This is a genomic window from Pantoea sp. SGAir0215, assembly GCF_043543215.1.
In genome coordinates this window covers 2,515,161-2,540,167 of the sequence record NZ_CP028031.1, presented here as the reverse complement: position 1 = coordinate 2,540,167, position 25,007 = coordinate 2,515,161, and the positions used below count along the sequence as shown (strand labels likewise).

Sequence of the window (25,007 nt, the reverse complement as noted above, 5' to 3'; positions counted from 1 at the left end):
ATCTGAAGGGCCACCGGCCCTTCTTTTTTTGCCCGCCGGTCCTGTCAGGCCACCAGCCTGTGACTTTTTGCCTGCGTGTAAAGCGTTTCTCTGGCCAGGTTCTTCATTTTCACTTCGCACATAATGTCGAAATCGCTAAACGACAATGCCCAGTCATTGAGCGTCGCGTTGAAATAATAATCGGAGTGCGCCCGCAGTTTGGTTTTTGGCACTGCCAGTTGCTGCTGATCGGGGAACCCCTTCTCAGGGATAAGGCCCTCCTGCGAAATGGAATAGTGCAATACTGGCCGTACCCCACGCCAGGACTCTGTAATTTGGGCAATACGAACATCATCGGCCTGAATAAACTGATTCTCTTTCACCCAGTGATGATGAATGTCTAACACGACGGGACACAATGCACGGGCCTGAAGCACGTCGTCCAGCGAACAGGATATCTCATCATTTTCTACCGTCAGCATCAGGCGGGCTTCGGGACTGAGACGGTGAAAGGCCTGTTTAAACCCGTCAAAACCCCGTTTGCCATTCATATGGATGTTGATTTTAAAATCCTGAAAGGTTTTGCCGTAGCCCATCAGGCAGGCGCACAGGGCATGGTATTCCACATCTTCCAGCGCGCGGGTTACTACATCAGGATTGTCTGACGCCAGCACGCTGTACTGTCCCGGATGGAATGACAGACGAATGTTATGCTGTCTGGCCAGTTCACCGCAGCGGGCAAAAAGCGGATACAGTTCCGGCAAAAAACGGGCAAACAGGGGTTTTGCTTCTGGCACGGTGTACAGCGGCAGTAAATCGCTGCCAATGCGCATCATTCTTAACGCATCAGGCTGTGTCGCTATCGCCTCCAGCGTTAAATACAGATTCTGCAAATTGGTTTGCGCGATCTCATAAAGCAGTGCGCTGCCCTGCGCCTTATCCAGGCGGAGAAAACGTGTCCGGGTGGTGGCGCGAAAGGGAAAGAACTGCTTGCCGTCCGCATTTAAGTACTTGCATGCAAAGCCTAATTTCATAGTCACTCCTGAAAGGTATTCAGAAAGTGTAACAGTTAATTTTTAACTCGCCATTTTGGGCAATTTTATCAATAGGTTAATGACCATCTTTCCAGGTAATGCTTCATTAAACCCATTCTGACAGTGGGTGAACGATAAGCGTCACTCATCCCGTCACAGCCGCTCACCCGTAACAGAATATTACTTACTGATTTTTTGGGAAATAACTTACGAAAGCCGCAAAAAGTCTGCGCGTGCAGAGTGGCATAATTTCCTGTAACAACTAAAATGACAGTGTGACTAGCTAGTCCTTTTTATCTTACGGAACACTGATATGAGGTCTGACTATGACACAACAGAAATACAGAGGTGGAGCCGGAAATTTTGCTAACGATCCTGATCGCGCCAGTGAAGCTGGCAGTGCAGGAGGCAAAGCCAGCGGAGGTAATTTCAGGAACGATCCTGAAAGAGCCAGGGAGGCCGGTCGGAAAGGCGGCAAAACCAGCCGACGCACGTCTAAGTAGTTCTGAGTAAGGCGCCTTAAGGAAGGACGACGCCATGGACTGGCACTTTTCCTCTGTCAGTTCCCCTTTTATCCGCTCTGCACACTATCACCGGCTCTGCTTTGTCTTTTGTCTGACTCAATCACATCGCCCTTTACCTTAATAAGCGCAGCGGTATTACGCTATGCGTAAAATACCGTATCGCCAGCAAAGTGCGTTAATCACGAGAGGCGACCTGTTTCAGAAAATACCGCATGAAAAATAAACGTGCGACGATTGCCCGGCCCTTCCCCGTCTTTACAGAAAACAATCAAACAAATGAAAAACAACGAAAAAATATCCAAAATTTGCTATTTAATTTCGCTAATGAATTATTTCCGCCTGTGCTTTGCTGAAAATAAAAAAACAGGCATCACACACCGTGCGATATTTAAGCGCACCGGTTAAACAGAATATTTTCAGGCGTAATCGGTGAGGTGTTCTATATTTACAGCCACCTCACGTCGTATAAAAAAAGCTGGAGCAATGTGTCATGTCGAATGAGAAATCTACTACGCCCCTGAATCACCGTGCCCCAACCACCGGCCCCGAATCCTCACAGCCCGGCCTGGGATCATTAGCCCCCAAAGACGGTTCACATCAGCCTCCTGCCGAACCCACACCACCGGGGAAACAACCAACGGCGCCCGGCAGCCTTAAAGCCCCTGAGACGCGTAATGCAAAGCTGGATCAGCTGGAGGTGAACCGCAAAGGCGGCACAGGCAGCGCGCTGACCACCAACCAGGGCACCCGTATTGCAGACGACCAGAACTCATTGCGCGCCGGATCACGCGGTCCGACGCTGCTTGAAGATTTTATTATGCGGGAGAAGATCACCCATTTTGATCATGAACGCATCCCTGAGCGCATCGTCCATGCGCGCGGCTCGGCCGCCCATGGTTACTTCCAGCCTTACTGCTCGCTGAAGGACGTGACCAAAGCCCATTTTCTGAGCGAGCCTGAGCAGATCACGCCGGTTTTTGTGCGCTTCTCTACTGTTCAGGGCGGTGCCGGTTCGGCGGATACCGTGCGGGATATTCGTGGCTTTGCCACCAAGTTCTATACCGAGGAAGGCGTTTTTGATTTAGTGGGCAACAATACGCCCGTCTTTTTTATCCAGGATGCGCATAAGTTCCCGGACTTCGTGCATGCGGTGAAACCCGAACCGCACAATGAGATCCCTCAGGGCCAGAGTGCGCACGACACGTTCTGGGATTATGTCTCGCTGCAGCCCGAAACCCTGCACAACGTTATGTGGGCGATGTCCGACCGCGGTATCCCACGCAGCTACCGCACGATGGAAGGCTTCGGCATTCATACGTTCCGCCTGATCAACGACGAAGGTAAAGCCACATTTGTTCGTTTCCACTGGAAACCGCTGGCCGGTAAAGCCTCACTGCTGTGGGACGAATCTCAGAAGCTGACAGGCCGCGATCCTGACTTCCACCGTCGCGATCTGTGGGAAGCGATCGAAGCGGGTGATTTCCCTGAGTTCGAGCTTGGCCTGCAGATGATTCCGGAAGAGGATGAGTTTAAGTTTGACTTTGATATTCTGGACGCCACCAAACTGATTCCTGAAGCGCTGGTGCCTGTGGTGCGCGTCGGCAAAATGGTGCTGAACCGCAATCCGGACAACTTCTTCGCCGAAACCGAGCAGGTCGCCTTCCATCCCGGTCACATCGTTCCCGGCCTGGATTTCACCAACGATCCCCTGCTTCAGGGCCGTCTGTTCTCCTACACCGATACGCAAATCAGCCGTCTTGGCGGGCCTAACTTCCATGAAATTCCGATTAACCGCCCGGTTTGCCCTTACCACAATTTTCAGCGTCAGGGCATGCACCGAATGGACATTGATACCAATCCGGCCAACTACGAGCCGAACTCGATCAATGACAACTGGCCACGGGAAACCCCACCGGCGGCAAAAGGAGGCGGCTTTGAAAGCTATCAGGAGCGCATTGAAGGACATAAAGTGCGCGAACGCAGCCCTTCATTCGGCGAATACTATTCACAGCCGCGACTGTTCTGGAACAGCCAGACTGCCATCGAACAGCAACATATTATTGGCGCGTATTCGTTTGAACTGAGTAAAGTGGCTCGCCCTTACATTCGTGAGCGCGTGCTCGATCATCTGCTGCGCATTGACGTCACGCTGGCGCAGGGTGTTGCCGCCAATCTGGGGATTGCGCTCAGCGACGACCAGTTGAATACCGCCGCGCCAAAAGAGGTTAACGGCCTGCAAAAAGATGACAGCCTGAGCCTGTACGCGATCCCGGATGGGGATATCAAAGGCCGCCAGGTGGCGCTGTTAGTCAGCGAGGGCGTTAACGCCGATGATGTGCTGCATATCCTGCAACACCTGAAAACGGCCGGCGTGCATACGAAACTGCTGGCGGCGCACATGGGCCAGGTCAGTGCCGACGATGGATCACAGTTACCTATCGATGCCACCTTTAACGGCCTGCCTTCCCTTACGTTCGACGCCGTGATCGTCCCCAATGGCAACATGGATGCGCTGCTGAAAAGCGGTGATGCGCGCTACTTCCTGCTGGAAGCGTACAAGCACCTGAAAGTCATTGGTCTGAGTGGGGAAGCGCGTCGCTTTAAAGCGCAGTTTGACCTGGATGAGAATCAGCAGGAAGACGGCATCGTGGAAGCCGACAATGCTGAAATCGCGCTGATGAATGATTTCACGGCGGCTATGGCCGAACACCGCGTCTGGTCACGTAGCCAAAAGGCGGAAACCATTCCGGCCTGATGGCGCGTCAGCCAGGCTCTCGGCTCTGGCTGACGATATCGTGACAACGTCACATAAATTCACCTGTTTGACTGCGAAACCGCTGTTTACGGCGGTTTTTTTGTGCATAACGGCACAGGGTTTTATCTGATTTTCCATAAAGTTCAGCGAAAACCAGGGCGGGCCCGATGGCGGTGCGTATCAGCCTCGCTGAGGAATAAATCGTGTACAAAGGCGGGCACGCGCAGTAAATACGGCAACGTAGTCTATGATTAGGGCTTAAGCATGGTGTGAATCAGACGCTGCCTGGCGTCTGAAGCGGTATGACACATAACACTTTCTGAATAGTAACGCAGGAAGAGGTGATGAAGGCGTTCCCCTCTCCTGGGTGCCTGATCTCGTTAACAACATTTTCAACCCGTACCCTCGGCTGACCGATAGCGTGAGGGTGCTTATTGCGTACTTTCTGATTAAAGAGGCAACGGAATGGGATCGACAGCATTTTGTAAGAGTTGGGGGGCGGAGTTTCTGGCCGACGGGAGCGTGCGTTTCCGCGTTTGGGCGACCGGCCAGCAGCAGGTCACGCTGCGACTGGGCGGTCAGGATAGTGCCATGACACCCGCCGAAGACGGCTGGTTTGAATATCATGCCAGCGGCATTCAGGCGGGCACAGCGTATAACTTTGTGCTGAACGATGGCACCGTTATCCCCGATCCCGCCTCACGCGCGCAGCAGGATGATGTCAGTGGACCGTCGCTGGTTATCGATCCGACACACTATCGCTGGCAGAACACCGACTGGCGTGGTCGTCCGTGGCAGGAAAGCGTGGTCTATGAAATGCATATCGGCACGTTTACGGAAGAAGGTACTTTCCAGGCCGCAATTAAAAAACTGCCTTATCTGGCTGAGACCGGCATCACCATGATTGAGGTGTTGCCGGTCTCGCAGTTTGGCGGCCAGCGCGGATGGGGCTACGATGGCGTGCTGCTTTACGCACCGCATGCCGCCTACGGTTCGCCCGACGATTTCAAAGCGTTTATTGATGCCGCGCATGGCTATGGCATTGCAGTTGTACTCGATATCGTGCTTAACCACTTTGGTCCGGACGGAAATTATCTGCCGCTGCTGTCACCCGACTTCTTTCACAAAGATCGCATGACGCCGTGGGGCGCGGGTATTGCCTATGATGTTGACGCCGTTCGCCGCTATATCGCGGAAGCGCCCCTTTTCTGGCTGCAGGAGTATTGTCTGGATGGCCTGCGTTTTGATGCCATCGATCAGATTGAGGATATCGCTGACAAGCACGTGCTGACGGAGATTGCTGAGCGGATCCGGGTGGACATTCCTGACCGCCAGATTCACCTCACCACCGAAGATTGCCGTAACGTCATTTTCCTGCACCCCAGGACGGAAGACGGCGGCGTGCCGCTGTTTACGGCGGAGTGGAATGACGACTTCCATAATGCCGTGCATGTCTTCGCCACCGGTGAAACGCACGCTTACTACAAAGACTTTGCCGATCAGCCTGAAAAACGCGTGGCGCGCGCGCTGGCCGAGGGCTTTGTCTATCAGGGTGAGGTGTCCGTTCAGTCCGGTGAGAAACGCGGTGTAGACAGCACGGGACAGCCGCCTGTGGCCTTTGTTGATTTTATTCAGAACCACGACCAGGTGGGCAACCGTGCGCAGGGCGAAAGGCTGATTTCGCTGGCCGGCGCTGAACGCACACAGGTGCTACTGGCGACATTACTGTTATCACCGCATATCCCGCTGCTGTTTATGGGGGAAGAGTATGGCGAAACCCACCCTTTCCTGTTCTTTACCGATTTTCATGGCGATCTGGCTAAAGCCGTGCGTGAAGGCCGGGCAAGAGAGTTTGAAGGCCATGCCGGTCATGAGGGCGAAAGCGTGCCCGATCCAAACGACGAAGCGACGTTTGTGCGTTCAAAGCTGGACTGGCGCAAGCTGGAAAGTGAGGAAGGCCAACGCTGGCTGACGCTGACCCGGTCACTGCTGGCAATCCGACAGCAGTCCATTGTCCCGCTGCTGGCCACCGCAGGCGGTCACAGCGGTCAGGTGCTGGCGACCGCCGAGGGCTTTGTTGCCGTGAGCTGGACCTTCCCTGCGGGGACACTGTCCATGGCGCTGAACATAGGTGAGCAGGCCCAGCCGCTGCCTGAAATGCCCGGTGAAACCCTCTTTGCCTGGCCGAAAGCGGCCGATCGGTTGCCCCAACATTCCATCGTGGTTCGTCTGGCTGCGGGAGACAGCAAATGAGTATTCCAACCGCTACCTACCGTATTCAGTTTCGTAACGGCATGACGTTTGATCGTGCTGCGGCGCTGGTGCCCTATCTGAAAGACCTGGGCATCAGCCATCTTTATGCCTCGCCCATTTTTACCGCTACAAAGGGATCCACCCACGGCTACGATGTCACCGACGTCAACGCGATCGATCCGGCCATTGGCGGTCGTGCGGGCTTTGATCGTCTGGTCAGCGCCCTGAAAGCCGCCGGACTGGGGTTGATTATTGATATCGTACCCAACCACATGGCGGCCTCGCTGGAAAATGGCTGGTGGCGCGACATCCTTGAGCATGGTCAGGACAGCCGCTATGCACGTTACTTTGATATTGACTGGTCACGGCGCTTAACGCTGCCGTTCCTGGGCGACGATATCGATACCGTGCTGGAAAATGGCGAGATTAGCGTAAAGCGCGATCCCGATACAGGCAAGCCCGCGCTGGCCTATTTCGAAAGCTATTATCCGCTGACCCCGGCAAGCTGGGAGGGTCGTGAAGCGGCGGTGCTCCAGCTCAGCGGCAAAGGCGACCTGGCGGCACTGCATGAGCAGCAGCCCTGGCGGCTGATGTCATGGCGCGATGCTGCACACGACCTCTCCTATCGTCGCTTTTTCGAGGTCACCGGTTTAGTGGGCGTGCGGGTGGAAGCTCCGGCGGTGTTCGAAGATGCGCACCGGCTTATTCTGAGCCTCGTACACAGCGGTGCGGTTGACGGACTGCGCGTTGACCACGTTGATGGGCTGGCCGATCCCAAAGGCTATCTGGAGCAGCTCCGCCAGGCCGTCGGGCCAGATTGTTATCTCACCGTTGAGAAAATCCTGGGCGCCGGAGAACACCTTCCGGCCGACTGGCCCATCTCGGGCACCACGGGCTATGAATTTATCAGCGCGTTGTCTCATGTGCTGGTGGATAATAAAACGCTTGGGTCACTGCGTCAGGCCTGGGAAGACGTCAGCGGCGCTGACGTGCAGATGGAAGAGGAACTGCGTAAAGCGAAATGCCTGATGGCAGACCGTAACTTTGCCGGCGAGTTTTCACGTCTGCTGCAGCTGGCCACGGCTATTGCCGAAGATGAACACGTCGCCGTGCGCCCGGACGATCTGCGCAACGCGCTGCGTGAGCTGCTGGTGGCGTTTCCGGTTTATCGTACCTATGGCAATACGCAGGGCCTGACCGCCGATGATCAGCAACGGTTACAGGCGGTCGCCGCAGACGTCAAGGCATCAGCCCATGCACCGGACAGCCACGCGCTGGATTTCCTGCTGCGCATTATGCAGGGTGATGTGGCGCATGCGGTGACCGGGCAGGCAGACAGCTTCCGTACACGTTTCCAGCAACTGACCGGCCCGCTGATGGCGAAATCCATCGAAGACACGCTGTTTTATCGTCAAAACATGGCGCTGGCGTTGAATGAAGTGGGCGCAGAACCGCTGCAGGCGCAGTTTTCACCGGCGCAGTTTCATGAGGAAATGCAGGACCGCCTTGCGCGCCAGCCCGATGCTCTTTCCGCCAGTTCAACCCATGATACCAAGCGTGGCGAAGATGCCCGTGCCCGTCTCTATACCCTGACAGAATCACCGCAGCAGTGGGCAGCCTGCGTCGCGCGCTGGCGTGAGCTGAATCGCCCGGCGGTCCGCTCGCTTGCGGAGGGTCCGGCACCCGAAGCCACCGTGGAATGGCTACTCTTTCAGGCACTGGCGGGCGTCTGGCCGCCGACGTTGCAACCGGACGATCGGGCCGGACTGGCCGCCCTGGCCGAGCGCTTTGCCGGCTACGTTGAAAAAGCCCTGCGTGAAGCCAAGCTGCGTACCGACTGGACGGAAAACAATACGGATTACGAACAGGCGGTACTGGATTACGCTCATCATCTGCTCTCCCCTGATAATCAGGCTTTTCTGCAGGATTTTGTCGCCGCATTACAGCCGTTTATTCAGGCCGGGCTGATAAACAGTCTGAGCCAGCGAATCATCAAACTTACCGCACCCGGCGTGCCGGATATTTATCAGGGAAGTGAAGCGCTGGACTTCAGCCTGGTCGATCCGGACAACCGGCGTGAGCCCGATTACGCGGCGCTGGACAAGATGCTGCATGCTGGCATCACCGCGCTGCCCGATACGCCTGAGGGCTGGCTCAGTGGTCACGTGAACCAGTATGCCACGCAGGCCTTGCTGAACGCCCGGCAGTCGCACCCCGCGCTGTTTGCCCGGGGCGCGTACCTGCCGCTGACGGCACAGGGCGCCCATGAGGACGCGCTGCTGGCGTTTGCCCGCACGCAGGGTGACGAGGCGATTATCGTGATTACGCCGCGATTGATTTTTAACACGCTACAGACGCTGACGTCCCCGCCTGCCGGACGCTGGGATGACACCGCGATCCCGCTGCCTGAGGCGCTGGCGCATCGACGCTACCGCGATCTGCTGAGCGGCGAGGAAATCACCCTGACCGACCATATTGCGCTGGACAGATTAAATAACTTTTGGGCACTGGCACTGTTAGCTTGCTAGAAACAGGCTGGTACAAGGACTAAAACGCCGTTACTGGGTTCGTTAATTGAGAGGGACAGATGTCAAATCATCGTTTTGAAATTACGTCGGGATCGGCCCATCAGCTTGGGGCAAATTATGATGGGCAAGGCGTCAACTTTGCGCTGTTTTCTGCGCATGCAGAACGCGTAGAGCTGTGTCTTTATGATCCCAGCGGCAAGCAGGAGATCGCCCGTCTGGAGCTGCCAGAGTTTACGCATGAGATCTGGCACGGTTACGTGCCGGGTTTACAGCCAGGTGCGCTTTATGGCTACCGGGTGTATGGCCCTTACGACCCGGAAAACGGTCACCGCTTCAACCCTAACAAATTACTCGTCGATCCGTATGCGCGCGAACTGGCCGGAGATATCGCCTGGAATGAGGCGCACTTCGCATATGATTTGTATCACGACGATAAAGATTTGACGTTTGACGATCGCGACAGTGCGCCTTTTACGCCGAAATGTCGCGTCATCGATCCGAACGAATTTGACTGGCAGGATCAGAACCGGCCGCAGATTCCCTGGTCAGAAACCATCGTTTATGAAACCCATGTGAAAGGCTTCACCCAACTGAACATGGCGTTACCTCCGGAGATGCGCGGCACCTACGATGGCATGAGCCATCAGTCGACGGTGGGCTATATCAAAAGTCTGGGCATTACGTCAGTAGAGTTGCTGCCGGTGCACTGGTTTCCCGACGATCAACACCTGCTGGATAAAGGGCTGAAAAACTTCTGGGGCTATAACTCACTGAACTTTTTTGCCCCGGCCACACGCTATTTCGGCCCGCGTGGAATTCAGGGATTCCGCGATATGGTGCGCGCCTTCCATGATGCCGGTATCGAAGTGATTCTGGACGTGGTTTATAACCACACGGCTGAGGGCAATGAGCTCGGTCCAACCCTGTCGTTTAAAGGCATCGATAACTTCTCCTACTACCGCACATTACCGGACCAGCATCGTTACTACATTAACGACACCGGAACCGGTAACACGGTCAACACCTCGCATCCACGTGTGTTGCAGATGGTCACGGACTCCTTGCGCTACTGGGCAGAATCCATGCATATCGACGGCTTCCGCTTCGATCTGGGTACAATTCTGGGACGTGAACCGGAAGGCTTCGATCCACGCGGCGGCTTCTTCGACGCCATTACTCAGGATCCGCTGCTTTCCCGATTAAAACTGATCGGGGAACCGTGGGACATTGGTCCGGGTGGTTATCAGGTCGGTGGTTTCCCGCCGGGCTGGGCGGAATGGAACGATCAGTATCGCGATACGGTGCGTGATTACTGGAAAGGCAATAATGTCTCTACCGACTTTGCGGCGCGGTTGCTTGGCTCCGGCGATCTGTATGACCAGCGCGGTCGCCGCCCCTGGGCCAGCGTCAATTTTATCACGGCGCATGATGGCTTCACGCTGAACGACCTGGTGTCGTACAATGAGAAGCATAATGCCGATAATGGTGAAGACAATAACGACGGGCATAACGATAACCGTTCGTACAATTATGGCGTTGAGGGGCCGACGGATGACGAAGGCATCAATGCCGTCCGTGAGCGTCAGAAGCGTAACTTCCTGGCCACCCTGTTTTTCTCGCACGGTACGCCCATGCTGCTGGCAGGCGATGAGTTTGGCCGTAGCCAGATGGGCAACAATAACGGCTATTGTCAGGACAGTGAAATTTCCTGGGTTCACTGGGACAATCTGCCTCCTTCCGCCGAAGCGTTACGCGAATTTACCCGTCACATTATCGCCCTACGTAAAACCCAGCCGTTATTGCGGCGCGAAAGCTGGCGCGATGGCATGGAAATTAAATGGTTCAATGCGGGCGGCGGTCTGCAACAGGCTGAACAGTGGGATGAAGGCTCAACCCTTGGCGTTTATATCGGTCGGCCCGACCTGCAGAATCAGGAAGGAATCTGGTATGACGTGCTGATGTTAATTAATCCTTTCGAGGGTAATGTGCCCTTCCGTATTCCGCAGTTCGGTGACGGCGGCTGGGTGCTGGAACTGACCACCAGCGATGTGGATAAACGCGGTCTGGTGATTACCAAGGAAAAGGACTTCGAACTGGAAGGCCGCAGTATGGCGCTGTTCAGAAGGCCGTAGGCCGGCGTTAGCGCAACGCGTACCGCGATTGCTCAGGTTAAACTCTGCGCATCCGGACGCGCTGCGCTTGACCTGAGCCTGGTGGCTGCCAGGCTTAAACGCGTATCAACAGAAAAGCAACGCCATTAAGGAGGCAACATGTCCAGATTTACAGGAAAAATCGTTGTAGTGACAGGCGCCGGATCAGGAATTGGCGCAGCGAGTGCAAAACGCTTTGCGGAGGAAGGCGCGTCTGTTGTGCTGGTGGGACGTACCCGGGATAAACTGGAAAAGGTCGCGGCACAACTGTCGGGTCAGGACCATATGGTTGCCGATTGTGATGTCGCTGAAGCCGACCAGGTTCAGGCCCTGGCAAGCCGCGTTGAAGAAAAATATGGCCGCGTTGATGTGCTGGTGAATAACGCCGGAATCATCGTGCAGGGCCGCATTCACGAGATTGAACTCGCTGACTGGAAAAAGCTAATGAGCGTTGATCTCGATGGCGTCTTCCACTGCGTGCACTATTTTATGCCTGCCCTGCTGAAAACCCGGGGCAATGTCGTGAACATTTCGTCAGTATCAGGCCTGGGCGGCGACTGGGGCATGAGTGTGTATAACGCGGCGAAAGGCGCAATCACCAATTTTACCCGCTCACTGGCGATGGACTACGGCACCGACGGCGTGCGGGTCAACGCCATTTGTCCTGGCTTTACGTTTACCGACCTGACCGAAGGCGTTAAGAACGATCAGGCACTGCTTGAACGCTTCTATGACCGTATTCCGCTGCGTCGCGCCGGAGAGCCGGAAGATATCGCTGATGCGATTGCGTTTATTGCCAGCGACGACGCCCGCTACATTACCGGGGCGAATCTGCCTGTCGATGGCGGCCTGACCGCCTCAAACGGTCAGCCTAAACAGGCTTAACCGTCTTAAGCAGCTGTTCGCAGCTGCTTTTTTATTGACTGCACGACAGCGTCGCTGCCCGTTATTTCACGGGCTCAGCAACCGCCATTTCAACTTCTGGCACGTCGGGCTGACCGGCGCCCTCCGCCTTCTGACATCATAGTCCCCTGCTTTATCACTCAGCCTTATTCAGGATGATTTTGGCGTATGTCGTGTCGGCAGCGGACGGCCACGGGAAGTGAGACGGTTGCCGGCTGTGGGACAGACATAATGGCTCAGGCAGACCGTACACAGAATCGCTTCGGGATGATGGATTTTTGCCACTGTCAGCGCCTGCTGACGGCTATACAGTGAACCAATAAATTCCCGGCCACGGCTGTTATAAAGATGAACACAGCCTTCTTTATGAATGATCCATCCGCTTCTGTTGTATGGACACACATAATAGTAGCTTGATTTAAGCATGGTACTGCCCCCGGTGGTTGCTGTATCAATCAGGTGAGAAAAAGCAAAGTATGATTTTATTTAATAATGTAGCGTCATTAACACTAGCTGAGAATTATGCCTAAAACTACGCAGGCAATTATAAAACGGTGGTTTTGAGATTTATTCGCAACCCATCTTCGCCCTTCCGTAAAGGTTGTATCAGCATCCTGTTTTACAAAACGGTTTATACGAAAAGTTCGGTTCGCCGTCTTAATCATTACGTTCGGCCTTATCGGCTGGCCTCCCGCTGAGAAAATCATACCAAATCAAGGCACTACCCTTTTTAAATCCCGTGCAGGAAAAGATGAAAGAAAAAATTTGATTACCACGCGTAACCTGACTGCTGAGGCGGAGAAACCGCTTTATTAACCGTTCATAAACTGCAAAAAAGACACCAGGATTTCCTCGCCGGACGTCGAAGTGCTGATATAATGGAAACGATGCGATACCACGCTGGTAAAGAAAAAAACCAGAGCAAATCGGTTGATGCCCGACAGCGTGATCTGAACGCTATTAACCCGTCTGTGACAACGGAACCTCACAGGTAAGCACCCTCCTTGCGCCATGCTGGAAACGCCTGGCTCAAACACATTTTGCAACGGCATTCACGCAGGCTCGGGGCCGCCCGGTCTGGGTTTTGGCAATGTGTGCGGTAAAAAGAACAAGAATCTGGAAGACGTTATGTTGTCGACAATTATCTATCGCAGTCACATCGCTGATCATGTTCCACTGAAAATGCTGGAAGGCCTGGTCGCTAAAGCCAATAAAATTAATGAGTCATCAAGCGTTACCGGCATCTTATTATTTAATGGCACCCATTTTTTTCAGGTTCTTGAAGGTCCAGAGAATGATGTACTGGCGGTTTACGAACGTATCTGCCGTGATACCAGCCATCATAATATTGTGGAATTAATGCGGGATTATGCGCCTTCCCGCCGTTTTGGTAACGTGGGCATGGAGCTGTTTGATCTGCGTGAATACGATAAAACCACGGTGCTTAATGCCGTGCTTGAAAAAGGCACAACCAAATATCAGCTGACCTATGAAGACAGAGCGCTTAAATTTTTGCGCACCTTTGTCGAAGCACGGGAAAAAGAGAATTATTTTGAAATTCCCTCAGCGGAAAGCTGGGATTTTATCAGTGATGATGAGGAAGTGCGCGAAGGTGACGACGCGCTGATTAATCACGAAGGCGTCAATTTTGCCTTTCAGGCGATTATCGATCCCCTTGCACGTAAAATCGTCTCGCTGGAAGCCCTGCTTCGGGGCTCGCAGGGCGAAACACAACAGGATTACTTTTCACGCCTCCCGCCGGAGAACATCTACCGCGACGATCTGCAGTCCAAACGCATCGCTTTTGCACAGGCGAAGGCGCTGGGGATAGACGGCATTATGCTGTCAGTCAACCTGTTGCCCATGTCGCTGGTGCTGGTACCGGATGCCGTAACGTTTCTGCTTACTGAAATCTACGCCCACGATCTGGTCCCTGAGCAGATCGTGGTCGAGTTTACCGAAAATGAAATCATTTCCCGTCCTGACGACTTTGCAGCGGCGCTGAAACAGCTCAAAGCGGCGGGCATCAGCGTGGCACTGGATGATTTTGGCGCGGGCTATGCCGGGCTATCCTTACTGACGCAGATTCAGCCCGACAAAATAAAAATTGATCGCAGCATTATCAGCAATGTGCATAAAAGCGGCCCGAAGCAGGCTATTGTGCACGCTATTTTAGCCTGTTGTTCGTCACTGGAAATTACCGTGATTGCAGAGGGCATTGAACAGCCCGAAGAATGGATGTGGCTGGAAGCGGCCGGCGTTTCACAATTCCAGGGGTTTCTGTTCTCCTGGCCGAAAGTCAACGGCGTCTCCTCTGTTACCTGGCCTGAGTTAAAATAAGACGGTTATCCGCAGGAAAGTGAATTTTTCGTTCTTCCTTGCCGGACTGAAAACGCGCTGCTAAATATTAGAAGCGCGTTTCAGATTGTGTCATCGCATTGCAATAGTCGACGTGCACGCTGTTTTTAAATTATCAAAGATGTTAAGCAGTCAGATGTTCAGTGTTAAAGGCCGAAGTCACGCGCCGTCTTCAGGCGCGCCCCACAGGTACAGCATTTGAGGAACTGAATGAAGCAAATCATCCGCGGTGATAAAGAACCCGTCCATATCGTAGCCGCCTCGCGCGCGCTTGAAGCCCATATGTCCCGCTATGGTGAGGGAAACAAATACCATCCGGTTATCTATTCAATTGCCTATCGCAGCAAATACTACCAGGTTGAAGTCATTACACGACGTGAAACGATCGTCGCCACCGTCATTACCGGCGTGCGTAAACTGACGCACCTGCCCGGCGTGGCCTGATGCTGTTTTACGCGCCTTCTGCTCAGGGGACAAACCTGTCCCCTTTCTCTCAGCGGTAAAAGCGCGGATTCGCCGGATAAATCGCCCCGATGATGCTTTTCTCCCGCGCCCCGGTCACCGCAGGTAAATTGCCCGGCAAACCAGACAGTGTGCGGTAAGCCAGCCAGGCAAATGCCAGCGCTTCCATGTCGTGACCATTAATCCCGACGGTATCGGTTGTCGTGACTTCTGTTCCGGCCAGATGCGCCGCCAGGCGGGCCATCAGCAACGGATTCCGGCTGCCGCCTCCGCATACCAGCAACCGATCGCAGCCATCGTTGAGTTGTACCTGTTGCGCAATGGTCACGGCGGTAAACTCGTTTAGCGTGGCCTGCACATCCTGAGCAGCGATGCCGGGAAAGTGGCGCAAATGCTGTTCAAGCCAGCCCAGATTAAACAGTTCACGTCCGGTACTTTTGGGCGGCACCCGCGCCAGCCAGGGTTCACGCAGTAGCGCTTCCAGTAACGCAGGACTGACCTTACCGCTTCGCGCCCAGTTCGCGTCCTTATCATAGGCTTTCCCCTGATTACGCCATATCCATGCGTCCAGCAGCATATTGCCCGGCCCGGTATCAAAGCCGCGCACGGGCTGTCCCGGAATCAGCAGGGAGAGATTGGCAATACCGCCGATATTCAGCACCATGCGCCGTTCCGTGGCATCCATTAACAGGGCCTGATGAAAGGCAGGCACCAGCGGCGCGCCTTGCCCACCCAGCGCCATATCGCGCCGACGGAAATCCCCGACCACCGTCACGCCTGTTGCCGCCACTATCTGGTTGTTATCGCCAATTTGTAAGGTATTGGGTGCCGCGCTGTGCGGCTCATGCCATACCGTTTGACCGTGACAGCCAATCGCCACCACATCGCTCATCTCCAGCGCCTCGCGCTGCATAAGCGTCAGTACTGCGTCAGCGAATAGCTGGCCCAGTCGCGTGTCCAGTTGCCCCAGTTGCGACAACGTCACTGCCTGGCCCTGACAAATCGCCAGAATGCTCTGGCGCAGATCGGGCGGCATGGGATGGCAATAGCTCGCCTGCTGCGCCACCATATTTTCGTCGATGGCGGCCAGCACGACATCGACCCCATCCAGGCTTGTACCCGACATCACGCCAATGTAGCGTCCTGATTTCATAGCCGTTCCTTTCATCGGGGTGAAAAAGTGAATACGCTGCCTGTAGCCTGACAAAATATCGGCCCTGAATCCATGATTACTTTGTTTTAAATCAACAAACTGTCTGGTGGTTAACGTCCCGGATATTTTTATGATTGATTGAATCATTGTTAAAAATTTGCGGTCTATGCTGTCGACAGCCATGTTTTATTCCGCAGAAGGTTAATTCGCCAGGTTTCTGTCTTATACTGTTTACAGGATTTCGCGATAGAGATGGCGCATTCTTGAATAAAGGAGTTTCAAATGATTAAGCGTTTAATTGTGGTCGCTTTGACTGGTGCGATGCTGGCGGGCTGTAGCAATACCGATACGTTATCGGGCGATACCTACAGTGCCAGTGAGGCCAAGCAGGTACAAAGTGTTTCTTACGGTACCTTAGTCTCAGTTCGCCCGGTTAAAATCCAGGGTGGAGACGACAGCAACATCATTGGGGCCATTGGCGGTGCCGTACTGGGTGGATTCCTGGGTAATACCATCGGCGGTGGTGCAGGACGTAGCCTGGCAACAGCGGGGGGCGCGGTGCTGGGTGGCGTTGCAGGTCAGGGCGTACAAGGCGCAATGAACAAAACTGACGGCGTTGAGCTGGAAATCCGTAAGGATGACGGCAACACCATTATGGTGGTGCAGAAACAGGCAGCCAGCCGTTATTCAGTCGGACAACGTGTTGCGTTGGCCACCGACGGTAGTCAGGTTACCGTTTCTCCGCGTTAACGCAGTGACCAACCGACGCCGGTGCCGGTCGCACTGCGCGTCGGTCTTATTTCTCTTTGTTTTGCAGTTCGAGAATATTCTTTTCAAGACGCGCAATCAGCGTCACCATTTGGTTGATTTCGTCGCGGCTGATACCGGAGAGAATGTCATCCCGGGTAATATCAATCACGTGTTCAACCTGCTGAATGACTGGCTCTGCCTGTTGTGTCAGCTTAATGCGTTTGGCCCGACGATCGTGGGCGCAAGTGGTCCGGGTAATCAGCCCTTTCTCCTCAAGTTGATCCAGGGTTCTGACCAGAGAAGGCTGCTCGATACCAATGGCTTTCGCTAACTGGATTTGCGACTGCTCAGGCGGCAGTTGATGGATATTGTGCAGTGTTACCCAGTGCGTTTGAGTCAGCTCTAACGGCTTCAAACGTTGATCAATCAGTGCTCGCCAGATTCGCACCAGCCTGGACAGATCCGTGCCGAGAGGGGTATCCATGCTATCTCCTTATAATGTATGTACGCAGCTATCAAGCTGCATTGTATAGCATTTTGCAAGCCCGAAGTTTAAATTACAAATAACCAAGTGAACAGTTTCGGCTGAAATTGTTTCACGCACAGGTTCCAGGATACTGCACTGCAATGGATATCATTCGCCAAGGATTTTTCAGCATCAGCCCGCTTTCCGAATTGATTTTCGGCGCCTCACTCTATTTCCCTCCCCTGTTTAAAGCGGTGCTGGCCGGTTTTGTTCTCTGGTTATTTATCCACCCGCTTCTGCGCGGCTGGCTTGCGTCGGGTGAGGTCTGGCATCCCACCTTGTTTGATCTCTCGCTATTTGTGTTGTGTGTAACAGGCGCACTCTGGTTAATGGCGCACGGATGAAAAAGATGAACCTTTCAGGATTAAAGTACTTTTCTACGTTGATTGTTTTCACGCTGGCGCTTCTCAGCGCCTGGTGGGCCTGGAACTACTACATGCAGTCACCGTGGACGCGCGACGGCAAAGTACGTGCCGAACTGGTCACGATCACCCCGCAAATTTCGGGACGGATCACGGCACTGAACGTGGTCGATAATCAGTTTGTACATAAAGGGGATCGGTTACTGACGCTGGATCCTGTGCCCTGGCAAATCGCTCTGCATAAAGCCGACGCACAGCTGAGCCAGGCACAGGCCGATATGGCGAAAGCCCAAAATGAATTCAACCGGCGCAGTAAACTGCCGCGCAATACCATCTCGGGCGAAGATCTGGATGTCGCCCGACTGAATGCAGCGGCGGCGCAGGCCAACGTCAAGGCCGCGCAGGCCGCGCGTGAACAGGCCGCATGGAATTTACAGCAAACCACCGTGAACGCCCCCACGGACGGTTGGGTCAGCAATCTGACCCTACGTCCCGGCAATTTCGCCACGGCTGGCACTCCGCTTTTTGCGCTGGTGGACAGTCACGCTTTTTATGTCGTGGGCTACTTTGAAGAGACCAAATTGCGCCATATTCGTCCGGGTGCGGCCGCTCAGGTGACGCTCTACAGTACGGGCCGGCAGTTATCCGGTCAGGTTGAGAGCATAGGGCGCGCGATTTACGATCAGAGTCTGGACGCCGACAGTGGGCTGCTGCCCGATATCAAGCCGAACGTGCCCTGGGTGCGCCTTGCTCAACGTGTTCCTGTACGCATTCGTCTCGCTGCTCTCCCGGATAACGCTCTGTTAATCGCCGGTACGACCTGCACGATTACGATACAGCCATGAACCTCAACGGACTGGCCTGGCAAAACCTGCCCTGGCTGAAAGCGGACAGCAATCAGTGGCGTTATGCTCTGCGTAACGCGGCTGCCATGTGCCTGGCCCTGAGCATTGCCTATGGACTGGATCTTAACGAACCCTACTGGGCCATGACCTCCGCTGCGGTGGTAAGCTTCCCGACAATCGGCGGTGTGATCAGTAAGAGTCTGGGACGTATTGTTGGAAGCCTGCTGGGGGCAACGGCCGCCTTGCTGATTGCGGGCCATACGCTTAATGAACCCTGGCTGTTCGCCTTTTTTATCGCAGGCTGGCTGGCGCTGTGTACCTGGGTGGCCAACCACTATCAAAATAATGTCGCCTATGGGTTTTCGCTGGCCGGGTACACTGCGGCGATCATTGCCTTCAGCTGTGTCAATCTGACCGATATCAGTGGCCTGTGGGACATTGCCCAGGCGCGCGTCTGTGAGGTGATTTCCGGGCTGCTCTGTGCGGGTTTAATGATGATGATCCTGCCCAGTACGTCAGACGGTGAAGCCCTGATCTCCGCCCTGAAGCAGATGCACACGCGTCTGCTGGATCACGCCACGCTGCTCTTGCAGGACACCCGGAACGACGAGATCCGTCACGCTCACGAAGCGGTGATTGGCCAGATCCTGACCATGAATTTATTGCGTATCCAGGCATTCTGGAGCCATTACCGCTTTCGTCGCCAAAATAACGTCCTGAACTATATCCTGCATCAGCAGCTTCGTCTGACCAGCGTCCTGTCCAGCCTGCGGCGCATGCTGCTGAACTGGCCAGACGCGCCGGAAGCGCTGTATCAGGCTTTAACACGCATTACGCAGGAGCTGGCAAAACCGGACTGTGATAAGTACCGGCTGGCAGCCTTGTTACGCAGCATCACCCCTGCCAGCGATGGTGATTACCGGCAACGGGCGTTTTGTCAGCGGCTGCGCTACTTCTGCTGGATGTACCTCAATGTGTTGCGCTGGATAAGGCAGCTGGAACAGGCTGATGCCGATACCCGCTTTCAGCCGCCCGCAGTGTCTGCGCTGGCCAGCGAAAGTGACAGCGCCGAAGCCGGCTGGAGTGCGCTACGAACATTCAGCATCATCGTGGCAGGCTGCGCATTCTGGATCGCGACACAATGGACCTCGGGTGCCTCGGCCCTGACGTTTACGGCGATTGCCTGTGTCCTTTACGCGTCGGCCCCTTCGCCCACAGGCAGCATTACGCTGTTACTGAAAACGTTGCTCTGGCTGTTTGCTTTTAGCGTGCTGTTTAAATTTGGTGTGATGGTGCAGTTTAATCAGCTGTGGCAACTGCTGGCCATCCTGTTTCCGCTGCTGCTGACGCTACAACTGTTCCGGGTACAGCAAAAACAGCGGGCGGCGATGTGGGGCCAGTTTATTGTTTTTCTGGGGTCGTTTCTGGCCGTCACCAATCCGCCCGACTGGGATTATCAGGGGTTCGTGAACGATAACATAGCGAAAGTCTGCGGTGTGCTGCTGGCCTGGCTGGCTTTCCAGATCCTGCGGCCCAGCTCCGATTCACGCCGCAGCCGTCGTCATATCCAGGCGTTGAGGCTGGCGTTTCTGGATCAGCTTCGTCAGCATCCCCATCGGGATCAGAACCGTTTTGAATCGCTGATTTATCATAAAATTGGTCAACTCAGTAACAGTAAAGATGAAACGGCGCGCGTCTGGCTACTGCGTTGGGGCGTCGTTCTGCTTAACTGTTCCCATCTCGTCTGGCAACTGCGTGACTGGCAAACAGACACAACGCTACTGAACCAGTACCGGAGCGAAGCATTGCACAATCTGCAGAATATTATGAGCTTACACGGTGTGCAGCATCGCCACCTGGACACCGCGCTGGACGCGCTTCAGGGCCTCACAGAAGAGGCGCTTAGTGTCAACAGTGCCGACGCCAGCACCCTGGCCGGCCTGCTGTGGCGGTTGCGCTGTTCACTGGCGCAGCTGAAACAGGCGATTCCCGACTGATTACTGGCAATACTGCTGGTGCTGCCGGTTAAAATCATCCTGAAGTTGCTGAACGGTTTTTTGCCCTTCGAACCGGGTTTTATCGGCTTCGGAAACAGGCTCAATCACCAGGGCTTTTTCGTCGGGTGAATAGATAAAACGCCGGTAAATCATCGACCCCGTAAAACTTTTGCCCAGGATGCCACCACAAATCATTGTCGTGTTATGCCGGTAAATGGTGGTATCCGTGAAATTGGTTTCCGTGGCGCTGCGCAGAACATTCTGGCAATGCTGCGCTTCAAGCTTTTGCCGCACATCCCGACTGAGCCGTTCACGGCCCTTCGCAATCTCTTCGCAGCGAAGGCGTGCTGAACTGGTATCAATGGTGCGCTGCAGTTCACGTCCTGTTTCTGTGATCAGTTGCGTATCATTGGGTTTATCGCATCCTGCCAGCAACAGACACAGTAGCCAGGCGCCCTTCCATTTCATTTGCACTGCTCCTCAGTTTGTCAGGCTTTGTAACGGGAATCAGTATCATAGGGGGGAATAAGACGATGTTGCTACAACAAATTGTCAACAAGCGAAAAGCCGTGATGGCGGCAAAATCTGCCGCCATCAGCGACACACAGCGTCAGATAACACCGCAGGCAAACCGTGCCCCGCCACCGCCCAAAGGTTGTGGGTGATCCGCATGGTTATCCCCGCCCACATGCACCATCAACGCTTTGCCTTTCACCTCGCTCAGCGTTTTAATGCGCGGTGCCAGCACCGGATAGGTGGCTTTACCCTGCGCATCGACATAGAGCGCAGGCAGGTCGCCTAAATGGCCCTCAGCATAGGGCCCCAGGTGCTTGCCGGTGTTCGCCGGATCAAGATGCCCCCCTGCCGCCCCCGCGGCCACCCTTTTTCCTTCCGATTCGCCGGGTTCACAGCTGCCTTTCGCATGGACATGAAAACCGTGAATGCCCGGCTTCAGTCCTTCCAGCATGGGCGTCAGTTGCAAACCGTATTGCGTCTCTTCAATATTTACCGTGCCGATGGCATTGCCGATTCCCTGCGCCGAAACGGCATGAATTGTCACCTGTTCGCTGGCCGCCTGCGCGGCACCGCAGGCTAACAGCGTCGCTATCGCAATTGCGTTCACTTTCATTGTGGCTCCTTTTTGCTCTGGGGTTCAGCTTAAGCCTGGCCCCGTAGCGCAAAGATTGCCGCAAATTGACGAATGTTTACGCTCAGGGCACGTCATAGCCCAGTGCGGCTTTGCGGATGCGGAACCACTGCTGCCGACTGAGCGTCAGCCCGGCCGCCCCTGCCGCTTCTGTAATGCGATGGGTTTTGCCTGACCCGATGATGGGCAAGGGTTTACTCGGCAGACGCATCACCCAGGCATAGACGACCTGCTCAAGGCTTGATGCCCCGATCTCCTGACGAATGGCTTCCAGCTCGTCGCGCAGCGGCTGAAAATGCGGATCGCTGAACAGACGTCCGCCCCCCAGGCACGACCAGGCCATTGGGCGCAAACGCTGCTGCTGGCAGTGATCCAGCGATCCATCAAGCAGAACATGTTGCTGAACGGGTGAGATCTCAAGCTGGTTGGTCACGAGGCTAAACGGCAAACGAGACTGCAGCAGGGCAAACTGCGAGGGGGTAAAATTGGACACGCCAAAATGCAACACTTTGCCTGCCTGATGCAGGTGCAGAAAGGCTTCGGCAACCTCATCGGCCGCCATGAGCGGGTCGGGGCGATGAATCAACAGCAGATCAAGGCGATCGGTATTGAAATGTCCCAGCGAGCGTTCGGCACTGGCCACAATATGCGCTTTTTCCGTAATGTAATGGCCAATCTGGTGTTCAGGTTTTGCGCGGGTCGCGATACCGCACTTGGTGACGATCTGCAGCCGATCACGTAATCCCGGGGCCTGTCTGAGCGCCTCACCAAATGCGGCCTCACAGCGGTAATCACCATAAATGTCGGCATGATCGACCGTCGAAATGCCCAGTGAAAGATGGTGCTCAATAAACCCCACCAGCTGCTGTGGTGTCATGCCCCATTCCATCAAACGCCAATAGCCCATAATCAGCGGTGAAAAGTCGGGGCCCTGTGGCGCGATGGCTTGCGGTTGTAGCATGGTGTTCTCCCTGTGGCCTTGAGGCTGGATGTGTATCAGGGAGTATAACGGAAATCACCATGCGGTCAGAATAAGGTGGGTTGTTGCGGTTCCTGTGGTTCTTCTTTGTGCTGCTGACGTAACAGGCGCAAACGGCGCTGGTGGCAGAGACGGAGCACCTCACGCTTTTGACTGTCGCTGTATTGCAGCCAGTTAAAACGTTCCTCACGGCTACGCAGGCAGCCTTTGCAGTAGCCACGTGAATCGGTTTCGCAAATACGCCGGCAGGGACTGGGTACCGGAAAAAACTCAAGCTGCTCTGCCACAACGGCCTCTACTGAAACGGTGATACGTCTATTGAAGCCAGAGTCCGGCATTTGTGCAAGAAATAATCATAACTTGAACAATTTATTCACTCTATATCGCCTTCAATTTAACACTGCGTGCCTGGCGCGCGATAAAAGTTTGCATTAGACCGATTGGTCTACCAGGATGAACCCCATGAATAAGATGCCGCAACGTAATGAAACCCGGGAACACCTGCTGACGACAGGCGAATCGCTTTGTCTGCAACGGGGCTTTACCGGCATGGGCCTGAGCCAGCTACTGAACCAGGCGCAGATCCCTAAGGGATCGTTTTATTACTATTTTCCCTCTAAAGAAGCTTTTGGCGTGGCGTTGCTTGAGCGGTACTTCGTCCGTTACCTGCAGAACCTTGAGCAGCAGCTCTTCCAGCCTGCGGGATCGGCGGGTGAGCGATTACTGGCCCATTTTCGCCATGCGCTCGATCTGTTTGAACGGCAGGGCAATATTGTGGGCTGCCTGAGCGTAAAATTATCAGCCGAAGTCTGCGACCTGTCAGAGCCTATGCGCATAGCCTTGCAGCAGGGAGCCAGCCACGTTATCGCCGCCTATGTTAAGGCGCTGACGCAGGCACAGCACGAAGAGGATTTATCTCTGCCCTCGCCTCCGGGGCAGCTGGCTGAACTGCTGTATGTTCTCTGGCTGGGTGCGAGTTTACAGAGCAAGCTATCCCGTAATGCACAGCCTATGCGGCTGGCCTTAATTACCATCGAACAGTGGCTAACAAAACCGCTGGTTTAAAAAACCACCATTTGTAGACGACCGGTCTACTTAAAAGGAGTTGTTATGGCGAGTACTCAGTTGTTTCGTCCGTTAAAAGTGGGCGCAATTACCGTTCCTCATCGTGTCTTTATGGCCCCACTGACACGTTTACGTAGCATCGAACCGGGCGATATCCCGACGCCGTTGATGGCCGAATACTATCGCCAACGTGCGGGTGCGGGGTTAATTATCACTGAAGCGACTCAGGTCTCCTTCCAGGCGAAAGGTTATGCGGGCGCGCCAGGCCTGCACACGCAGGAACAAATTGCCGCGTGGAAAGTTATCAATGAGGGCATTCATCAGGCAGGCGGCCACAGCGCAGTCCAGCTTTGGCACACCGGCCGCATTTCACATAACAGCGTTCAGCCTGAAGGTAAGGCACCGGTTGCACCGTCCGCCATTCCGGCAGGCACCCGCACCTCATTGCGTGCTGAAGACGGCAGCGTGTATCGCGAAGATACCTCGATGCCGCGCGAGCTGAGCGTCAGTGAAATCCAGCAGATTGTGGCGGATTTTGGTCAGGCAGCCGCCAATGCGCGTGAAGCTGATTTCGACCTGCTGGAACTGCACTCTGCTCATGGTTATCTGATGCATCAGTTCCTGTCGCCGTCGTCTAACCATCGTACCGATGCCTACGGCGGCAGCGTGGAAAACCGTGGCCGTTTTGCGCTGGAGGTTGTCGATGCCGCCATTGCTAACTGGTCCGCAGACCGCGTAGGTATTCGCGTGTCGCCTGTTGGCAGTTTCCAGAACCTGGATAACGGTCCGAACGAAGAAGAAGATGCGCTGTGGTTTATCGCTGAGCTGGCGAAACGCAACATCGCTTATCTGCACATGTCCGAACCGGACTGGGCTGGCGGCACGCCTTACAGCGATGCGTTCCGCCAGAAAGTGCGGGATACCTTCCCGGGCGTCATCATTGGTGCCGGCGCCTACACCGTCGAAAAAGCCGATGACCTGATCAGCCGTGGCCTGATCGATGCCGTTGCGTTTGGTCGTGACTACATCGCCAACCCGGATCTGGCACAGCGTTTACAAAAAGATGCTCCGCTTAACCCACAACGTCCGGAATCGTTCTACGGCGGTGGCGCAGAGGGCTATACTGATTATCCTGCGCTGTAAAACAGCAGGCAGCCGTGAGAAGGTGTCACGGCTGCGGTTATTGTTTGGCGATGATCGTCGCTATACTGCGTATTTATGTCATCCGGGGATGACG

Annotated in this window: 23 protein-coding genes; 15 read left to right on the top strand and 8 right to left on the bottom strand. The window is 54.7% G+C overall.

Annotated features, from left to right (window positions below; all coding sequences use genetic code 11):
• Positions 1–44: 44 nt before the first annotated feature.
• Positions 45–1,013, bottom strand: a complete 969-nt coding sequence (locus C1N64_RS11930; protein WP_058701997.1) for a UV damage endonuclease UvsE — start codon at positions 1,011–1,013, stop codon at positions 45–47.
• Between the two features lie 326 nt (positions 1,014–1,339).
• Here C1N64_RS11930 and C1N64_RS11925 point away from each other — a divergent pair, with 326 nt between their 5' ends.
• From C1N64_RS11925 to C1N64_RS11895, 7 genes are all read left to right on the top strand, one after another.
• Positions 1,340–1,516 (top strand): con-10 family general stress protein, encoded by a 177-nt coding sequence (locus tag C1N64_RS11925; RefSeq protein WP_072021692.1) that lies wholly within the window; start codon positions 1,340–1,342, stop codon positions 1,514–1,516.
• A gap of 233 nt (positions 1,517–1,749) precedes the next feature.
• The gene (locus C1N64_RS11920; RefSeq protein ID WP_375123998.1) at positions 1,750–1,890 is read left to right on the top strand and encodes a hypothetical protein; all 141 of its coding nucleotides are present in this window, start codon (positions 1,750–1,752) and stop codon (positions 1,888–1,890) included.
• A gap of 137 nt (positions 1,891–2,027) precedes the next feature.
• Positions 2,028–4,292, top strand: a complete 2,265-nt coding sequence (gene katE, locus C1N64_RS11915) for a catalase HPII (protein WP_033741189.1) — start codon at positions 2,028–2,030, stop codon at positions 4,290–4,292.
• Positions 4,293–4,757: 465 nt separating this feature from the next.
• Positions 4,758–6,545 carry a malto-oligosyltrehalose trehalohydrolase gene (gene treZ / locus C1N64_RS11910; RefSeq protein ID WP_394514828.1) on the top strand — a complete coding sequence of 596 codons (1,788 nt, stop codon included), beginning with the start codon at positions 4,758–4,760 and terminating at the stop codon, positions 6,543–6,545.
• Positions 6,542–9,073 (top strand): malto-oligosyltrehalose synthase, encoded by a 2,532-nt coding sequence (gene treY, locus C1N64_RS11905; protein ID WP_394514827.1) that lies wholly within the window; start codon positions 6,542–6,544, stop codon positions 9,071–9,073. Before treZ ends, treY begins: the two co-directional genes overlap by 4 nt.
• Before the next feature lie 59 nt (positions 9,074–9,132).
• A complete protein-coding gene (gene glgX / locus C1N64_RS11900; RefSeq protein ID WP_033741181.1) occupies positions 9,133–11,205 on the top strand; it encodes a glycogen debranching protein GlgX in 2,073 nt (690 codons plus the stop codon).
• A gap of 138 nt (positions 11,206–11,343) precedes the next feature.
• Positions 11,344–12,108: a meso-2,3-butanediol dehydrogenase gene (locus tag C1N64_RS11895; RefSeq protein ID WP_033741178.1), complete on the top strand. Its 765-nt coding sequence runs from the start codon at positions 11,344–11,346 to the stop codon at positions 12,106–12,108.
• Positions 12,109–12,276: 168 nt separating this feature from the next.
• Here the strand turns inward: C1N64_RS11895 and C1N64_RS11890 are convergent, their stop codons facing one another.
• Positions 12,277–12,552 (bottom strand): hypothetical protein, encoded by a 276-nt coding sequence (locus tag C1N64_RS11890; RefSeq protein WP_033741176.1) that lies wholly within the window; start codon positions 12,550–12,552, stop codon positions 12,277–12,279.
• Positions 12,553–13,254: 702 nt separating this feature from the next.
• On the opposite strand from C1N64_RS11890, the gene C1N64_RS11885 reads away from it, so the two are divergent.
• Together C1N64_RS11885 and C1N64_RS11880 are read left to right on the top strand one after the other, a co-directional pair.
• Positions 13,255–14,466: a diguanylate phosphodiesterase gene (locus tag C1N64_RS11885; protein ID WP_006119001.1), complete on the top strand. Its 1,212-nt coding sequence runs from the start codon at positions 13,255–13,257 to the stop codon at positions 14,464–14,466.
• Positions 14,467–14,694: 228 nt separating this feature from the next.
• Positions 14,695–14,928 (top strand): DUF4060 family protein, encoded by a 234-nt coding sequence (locus C1N64_RS11880; protein ID WP_006119000.1) that lies wholly within the window; start codon positions 14,695–14,697, stop codon positions 14,926–14,928.
• A 49-nt stretch (positions 14,929–14,977) separates the two neighbouring features.
• On the opposite strand, the gene anmK is transcribed toward C1N64_RS11880, so the two are convergent.
• The gene (gene anmK, locus C1N64_RS11875; protein ID WP_394514826.1) at positions 14,978–16,099 is read right to left on the bottom strand and encodes an anhydro-N-acetylmuramic acid kinase; all 1,122 of its coding nucleotides are present in this window, start codon (positions 16,097–16,099) and stop codon (positions 14,978–14,980) included.
• A 282-nt stretch (positions 16,100–16,381) separates the two neighbouring features.
• Here anmK and slyB point away from each other — a divergent pair, with 282 nt between their 5' ends.
• Positions 16,382–16,849, top strand: coding sequence for an outer membrane lipoprotein SlyB (gene slyB / locus C1N64_RS11870; protein ID WP_006118998.1), 468 nt, complete (start codon positions 16,382–16,384; stop codon positions 16,847–16,849).
• Between the two features lie 46 nt (positions 16,850–16,895).
• On the opposite strand, the gene slyA is transcribed toward slyB, so the two are convergent.
• Positions 16,896–17,333, bottom strand: a complete 438-nt coding sequence (slyA, locus tag C1N64_RS11865; RefSeq protein WP_006118997.1) for a transcriptional regulator SlyA — start codon at positions 17,331–17,333, stop codon at positions 16,896–16,898.
• Between the two features lie 143 nt (positions 17,334–17,476).
• On the opposite strand from slyA, the gene C1N64_RS11860 reads away from it, so the two are divergent.
• From C1N64_RS11860 to C1N64_RS11850, 3 genes are read left to right on the top strand one after another with little or no spacing between them, the layout of a single operon-like run.
• A complete protein-coding gene (locus C1N64_RS11860) occupies positions 17,477–17,719 on the top strand; it encodes a DUF1656 domain-containing protein (RefSeq protein WP_006118996.1) in 243 nt (80 codons plus the stop codon).
• Between the two features lie 5 nt (positions 17,720–17,724).
• Positions 17,725–18,582, top strand: a complete 858-nt coding sequence (locus C1N64_RS11855) for an efflux RND transporter periplasmic adaptor subunit (protein ID WP_203232187.1) — start codon at positions 17,725–17,727, stop codon at positions 18,580–18,582.
• Positions 18,579–20,579, top strand: a complete 2,001-nt coding sequence (locus C1N64_RS11850; protein WP_394514825.1) for an FUSC family protein — start codon at positions 18,579–18,581, stop codon at positions 20,577–20,579. The genes C1N64_RS11855 and C1N64_RS11850 overlap by 4 nt, the downstream gene beginning before the upstream one ends.
• On the opposite strand, the gene C1N64_RS11845 is transcribed toward C1N64_RS11850, so the two are convergent.
• From C1N64_RS11845 to C1N64_RS11830, 4 genes are all read right to left on the bottom strand, one after another.
• A complete protein-coding gene (locus C1N64_RS11845) occupies positions 20,580–21,047 on the bottom strand; it encodes a hypothetical protein (protein WP_039340576.1) in 468 nt (155 codons plus the stop codon).
• A gap of 142 nt (positions 21,048–21,189) precedes the next feature.
• Positions 21,190–21,708: a superoxide dismutase family protein gene (sodC, locus tag C1N64_RS11840; protein WP_054633889.1), complete on the bottom strand. Its 519-nt coding sequence runs from the start codon at positions 21,706–21,708 to the stop codon at positions 21,190–21,192.
• Between the two features lie 82 nt (positions 21,709–21,790).
• Positions 21,791–22,687 carry an aldo/keto reductase gene (locus C1N64_RS11835; RefSeq protein WP_033741168.1) on the bottom strand — a complete coding sequence of 299 codons (897 nt, stop codon included), beginning with the start codon at positions 22,685–22,687 and terminating at the stop codon, positions 21,791–21,793.
• A gap of 65 nt (positions 22,688–22,752) precedes the next feature.
• Positions 22,753–23,043 (bottom strand): DUF1289 domain-containing protein, encoded by a 291-nt coding sequence (locus C1N64_RS11830; protein WP_191091045.1) that lies wholly within the window; start codon positions 23,041–23,043, stop codon positions 22,753–22,755.
• 124 nt (positions 23,044–23,167) lie between these two features.
• Here C1N64_RS11830 and C1N64_RS11825 point away from each other — a divergent pair, with 124 nt between their 5' ends.
• Positions 23,168–23,770, top strand: a complete 603-nt coding sequence (locus C1N64_RS11825; RefSeq protein ID WP_058702005.1) for a TetR/AcrR family transcriptional regulator — start codon at positions 23,168–23,170, stop codon at positions 23,768–23,770.
• Positions 23,771–23,815: 45 nt separating this feature from the next.
• A complete protein-coding gene (locus C1N64_RS11820; RefSeq protein WP_039340582.1) occupies positions 23,816–24,913 on the top strand; it encodes an alkene reductase in 1,098 nt (365 codons plus the stop codon).
• Positions 24,914–25,007 lie beyond the last annotated feature (94 nt).

Bases quoted from the DNA above. Each gene is read 5' to 3' on its own strand.
- C1N64_RS11930 (WP_058701997.1), bottom strand. From the start codon at position 1,013: ATGAAATTAGGCTTTGCATGCAAGTACTTAAATGCGGACGGCAAGCAG.
- C1N64_RS11925 (WP_072021692.1), top strand. From the start codon at position 1,340: ATGACACAACAGAAATACAGAGGTGGAGCCGGAAATTTTGCTAACGAT.
- C1N64_RS11920 (WP_375123998.1), top strand. From the start codon at position 1,750: ATGAAAAATAAACGTGCGACGATTGCCCGGCCCTTCCCCGTCTTTACA.
- katE (WP_033741189.1), top strand. From the start codon at position 2,028: ATGTCGAATGAGAAATCTACTACGCCCCTGAATCACCGTGCCCCAACC.
- treZ (WP_394514828.1), top strand. From the start codon at position 4,758: ATGGGATCGACAGCATTTTGTAAGAGTTGGGGGGCGGAGTTTCTGGCC.
- treY (WP_394514827.1), top strand. From the start codon at position 6,542: ATGAGTATTCCAACCGCTACCTACCGTATTCAGTTTCGTAACGGCATG.
- glgX (WP_033741181.1), top strand. From the start codon at position 9,133: ATGTCAAATCATCGTTTTGAAATTACGTCGGGATCGGCCCATCAGCTT.
- C1N64_RS11895 (WP_033741178.1), top strand. From the start codon at position 11,344: ATGTCCAGATTTACAGGAAAAATCGTTGTAGTGACAGGCGCCGGATCA.
- C1N64_RS11890 (WP_033741176.1), bottom strand. From the start codon at position 12,552: ATGCTTAAATCAAGCTACTATTATGTGTGTCCATACAACAGAAGCGGA.
- C1N64_RS11885 (WP_006119001.1), top strand. From the start codon at position 13,255: ATGTTGTCGACAATTATCTATCGCAGTCACATCGCTGATCATGTTCCA.
- C1N64_RS11880 (WP_006119000.1), top strand. From the start codon at position 14,695: ATGAAGCAAATCATCCGCGGTGATAAAGAACCCGTCCATATCGTAGCC.
- anmK (WP_394514826.1), bottom strand. From the start codon at position 16,099: ATGAAATCAGGACGCTACATTGGCGTGATGTCGGGTACAAGCCTGGAT.
- slyB (WP_006118998.1), top strand. From the start codon at position 16,382: ATGATTAAGCGTTTAATTGTGGTCGCTTTGACTGGTGCGATGCTGGCG.
- slyA (WP_006118997.1), bottom strand. From the start codon at position 17,333: ATGGATACCCCTCTCGGCACGGATCTGTCCAGGCTGGTGCGAATCTGG.
- C1N64_RS11860 (WP_006118996.1), top strand. From the start codon at position 17,477: ATGGATATCATTCGCCAAGGATTTTTCAGCATCAGCCCGCTTTCCGAA.
- C1N64_RS11855 (WP_203232187.1), top strand. From the start codon at position 17,725: ATGAACCTTTCAGGATTAAAGTACTTTTCTACGTTGATTGTTTTCACG.
- C1N64_RS11850 (WP_394514825.1), top strand. From the start codon at position 18,579: ATGAACCTCAACGGACTGGCCTGGCAAAACCTGCCCTGGCTGAAAGCG.
- C1N64_RS11845 (WP_039340576.1), bottom strand. From the start codon at position 21,047: ATGAAATGGAAGGGCGCCTGGCTACTGTGTCTGTTGCTGGCAGGATGC.
- sodC (WP_054633889.1), bottom strand. From the start codon at position 21,708: ATGAAAGTGAACGCAATTGCGATAGCGACGCTGTTAGCCTGCGGTGCC.
- C1N64_RS11835 (WP_033741168.1), bottom strand. From the start codon at position 22,687: ATGCTACAACCGCAAGCCATCGCGCCACAGGGCCCCGACTTTTCACCG.
- C1N64_RS11830 (WP_191091045.1), bottom strand. From the start codon at position 23,043: ATGCCGGACTCTGGCTTCAATAGACGTATCACCGTTTCAGTAGAGGCC.
- C1N64_RS11825 (WP_058702005.1), top strand. From the start codon at position 23,168: ATGAATAAGATGCCGCAACGTAATGAAACCCGGGAACACCTGCTGACG.
- C1N64_RS11820 (WP_039340582.1), top strand. From the start codon at position 23,816: ATGGCGAGTACTCAGTTGTTTCGTCCGTTAAAAGTGGGCGCAATTACC.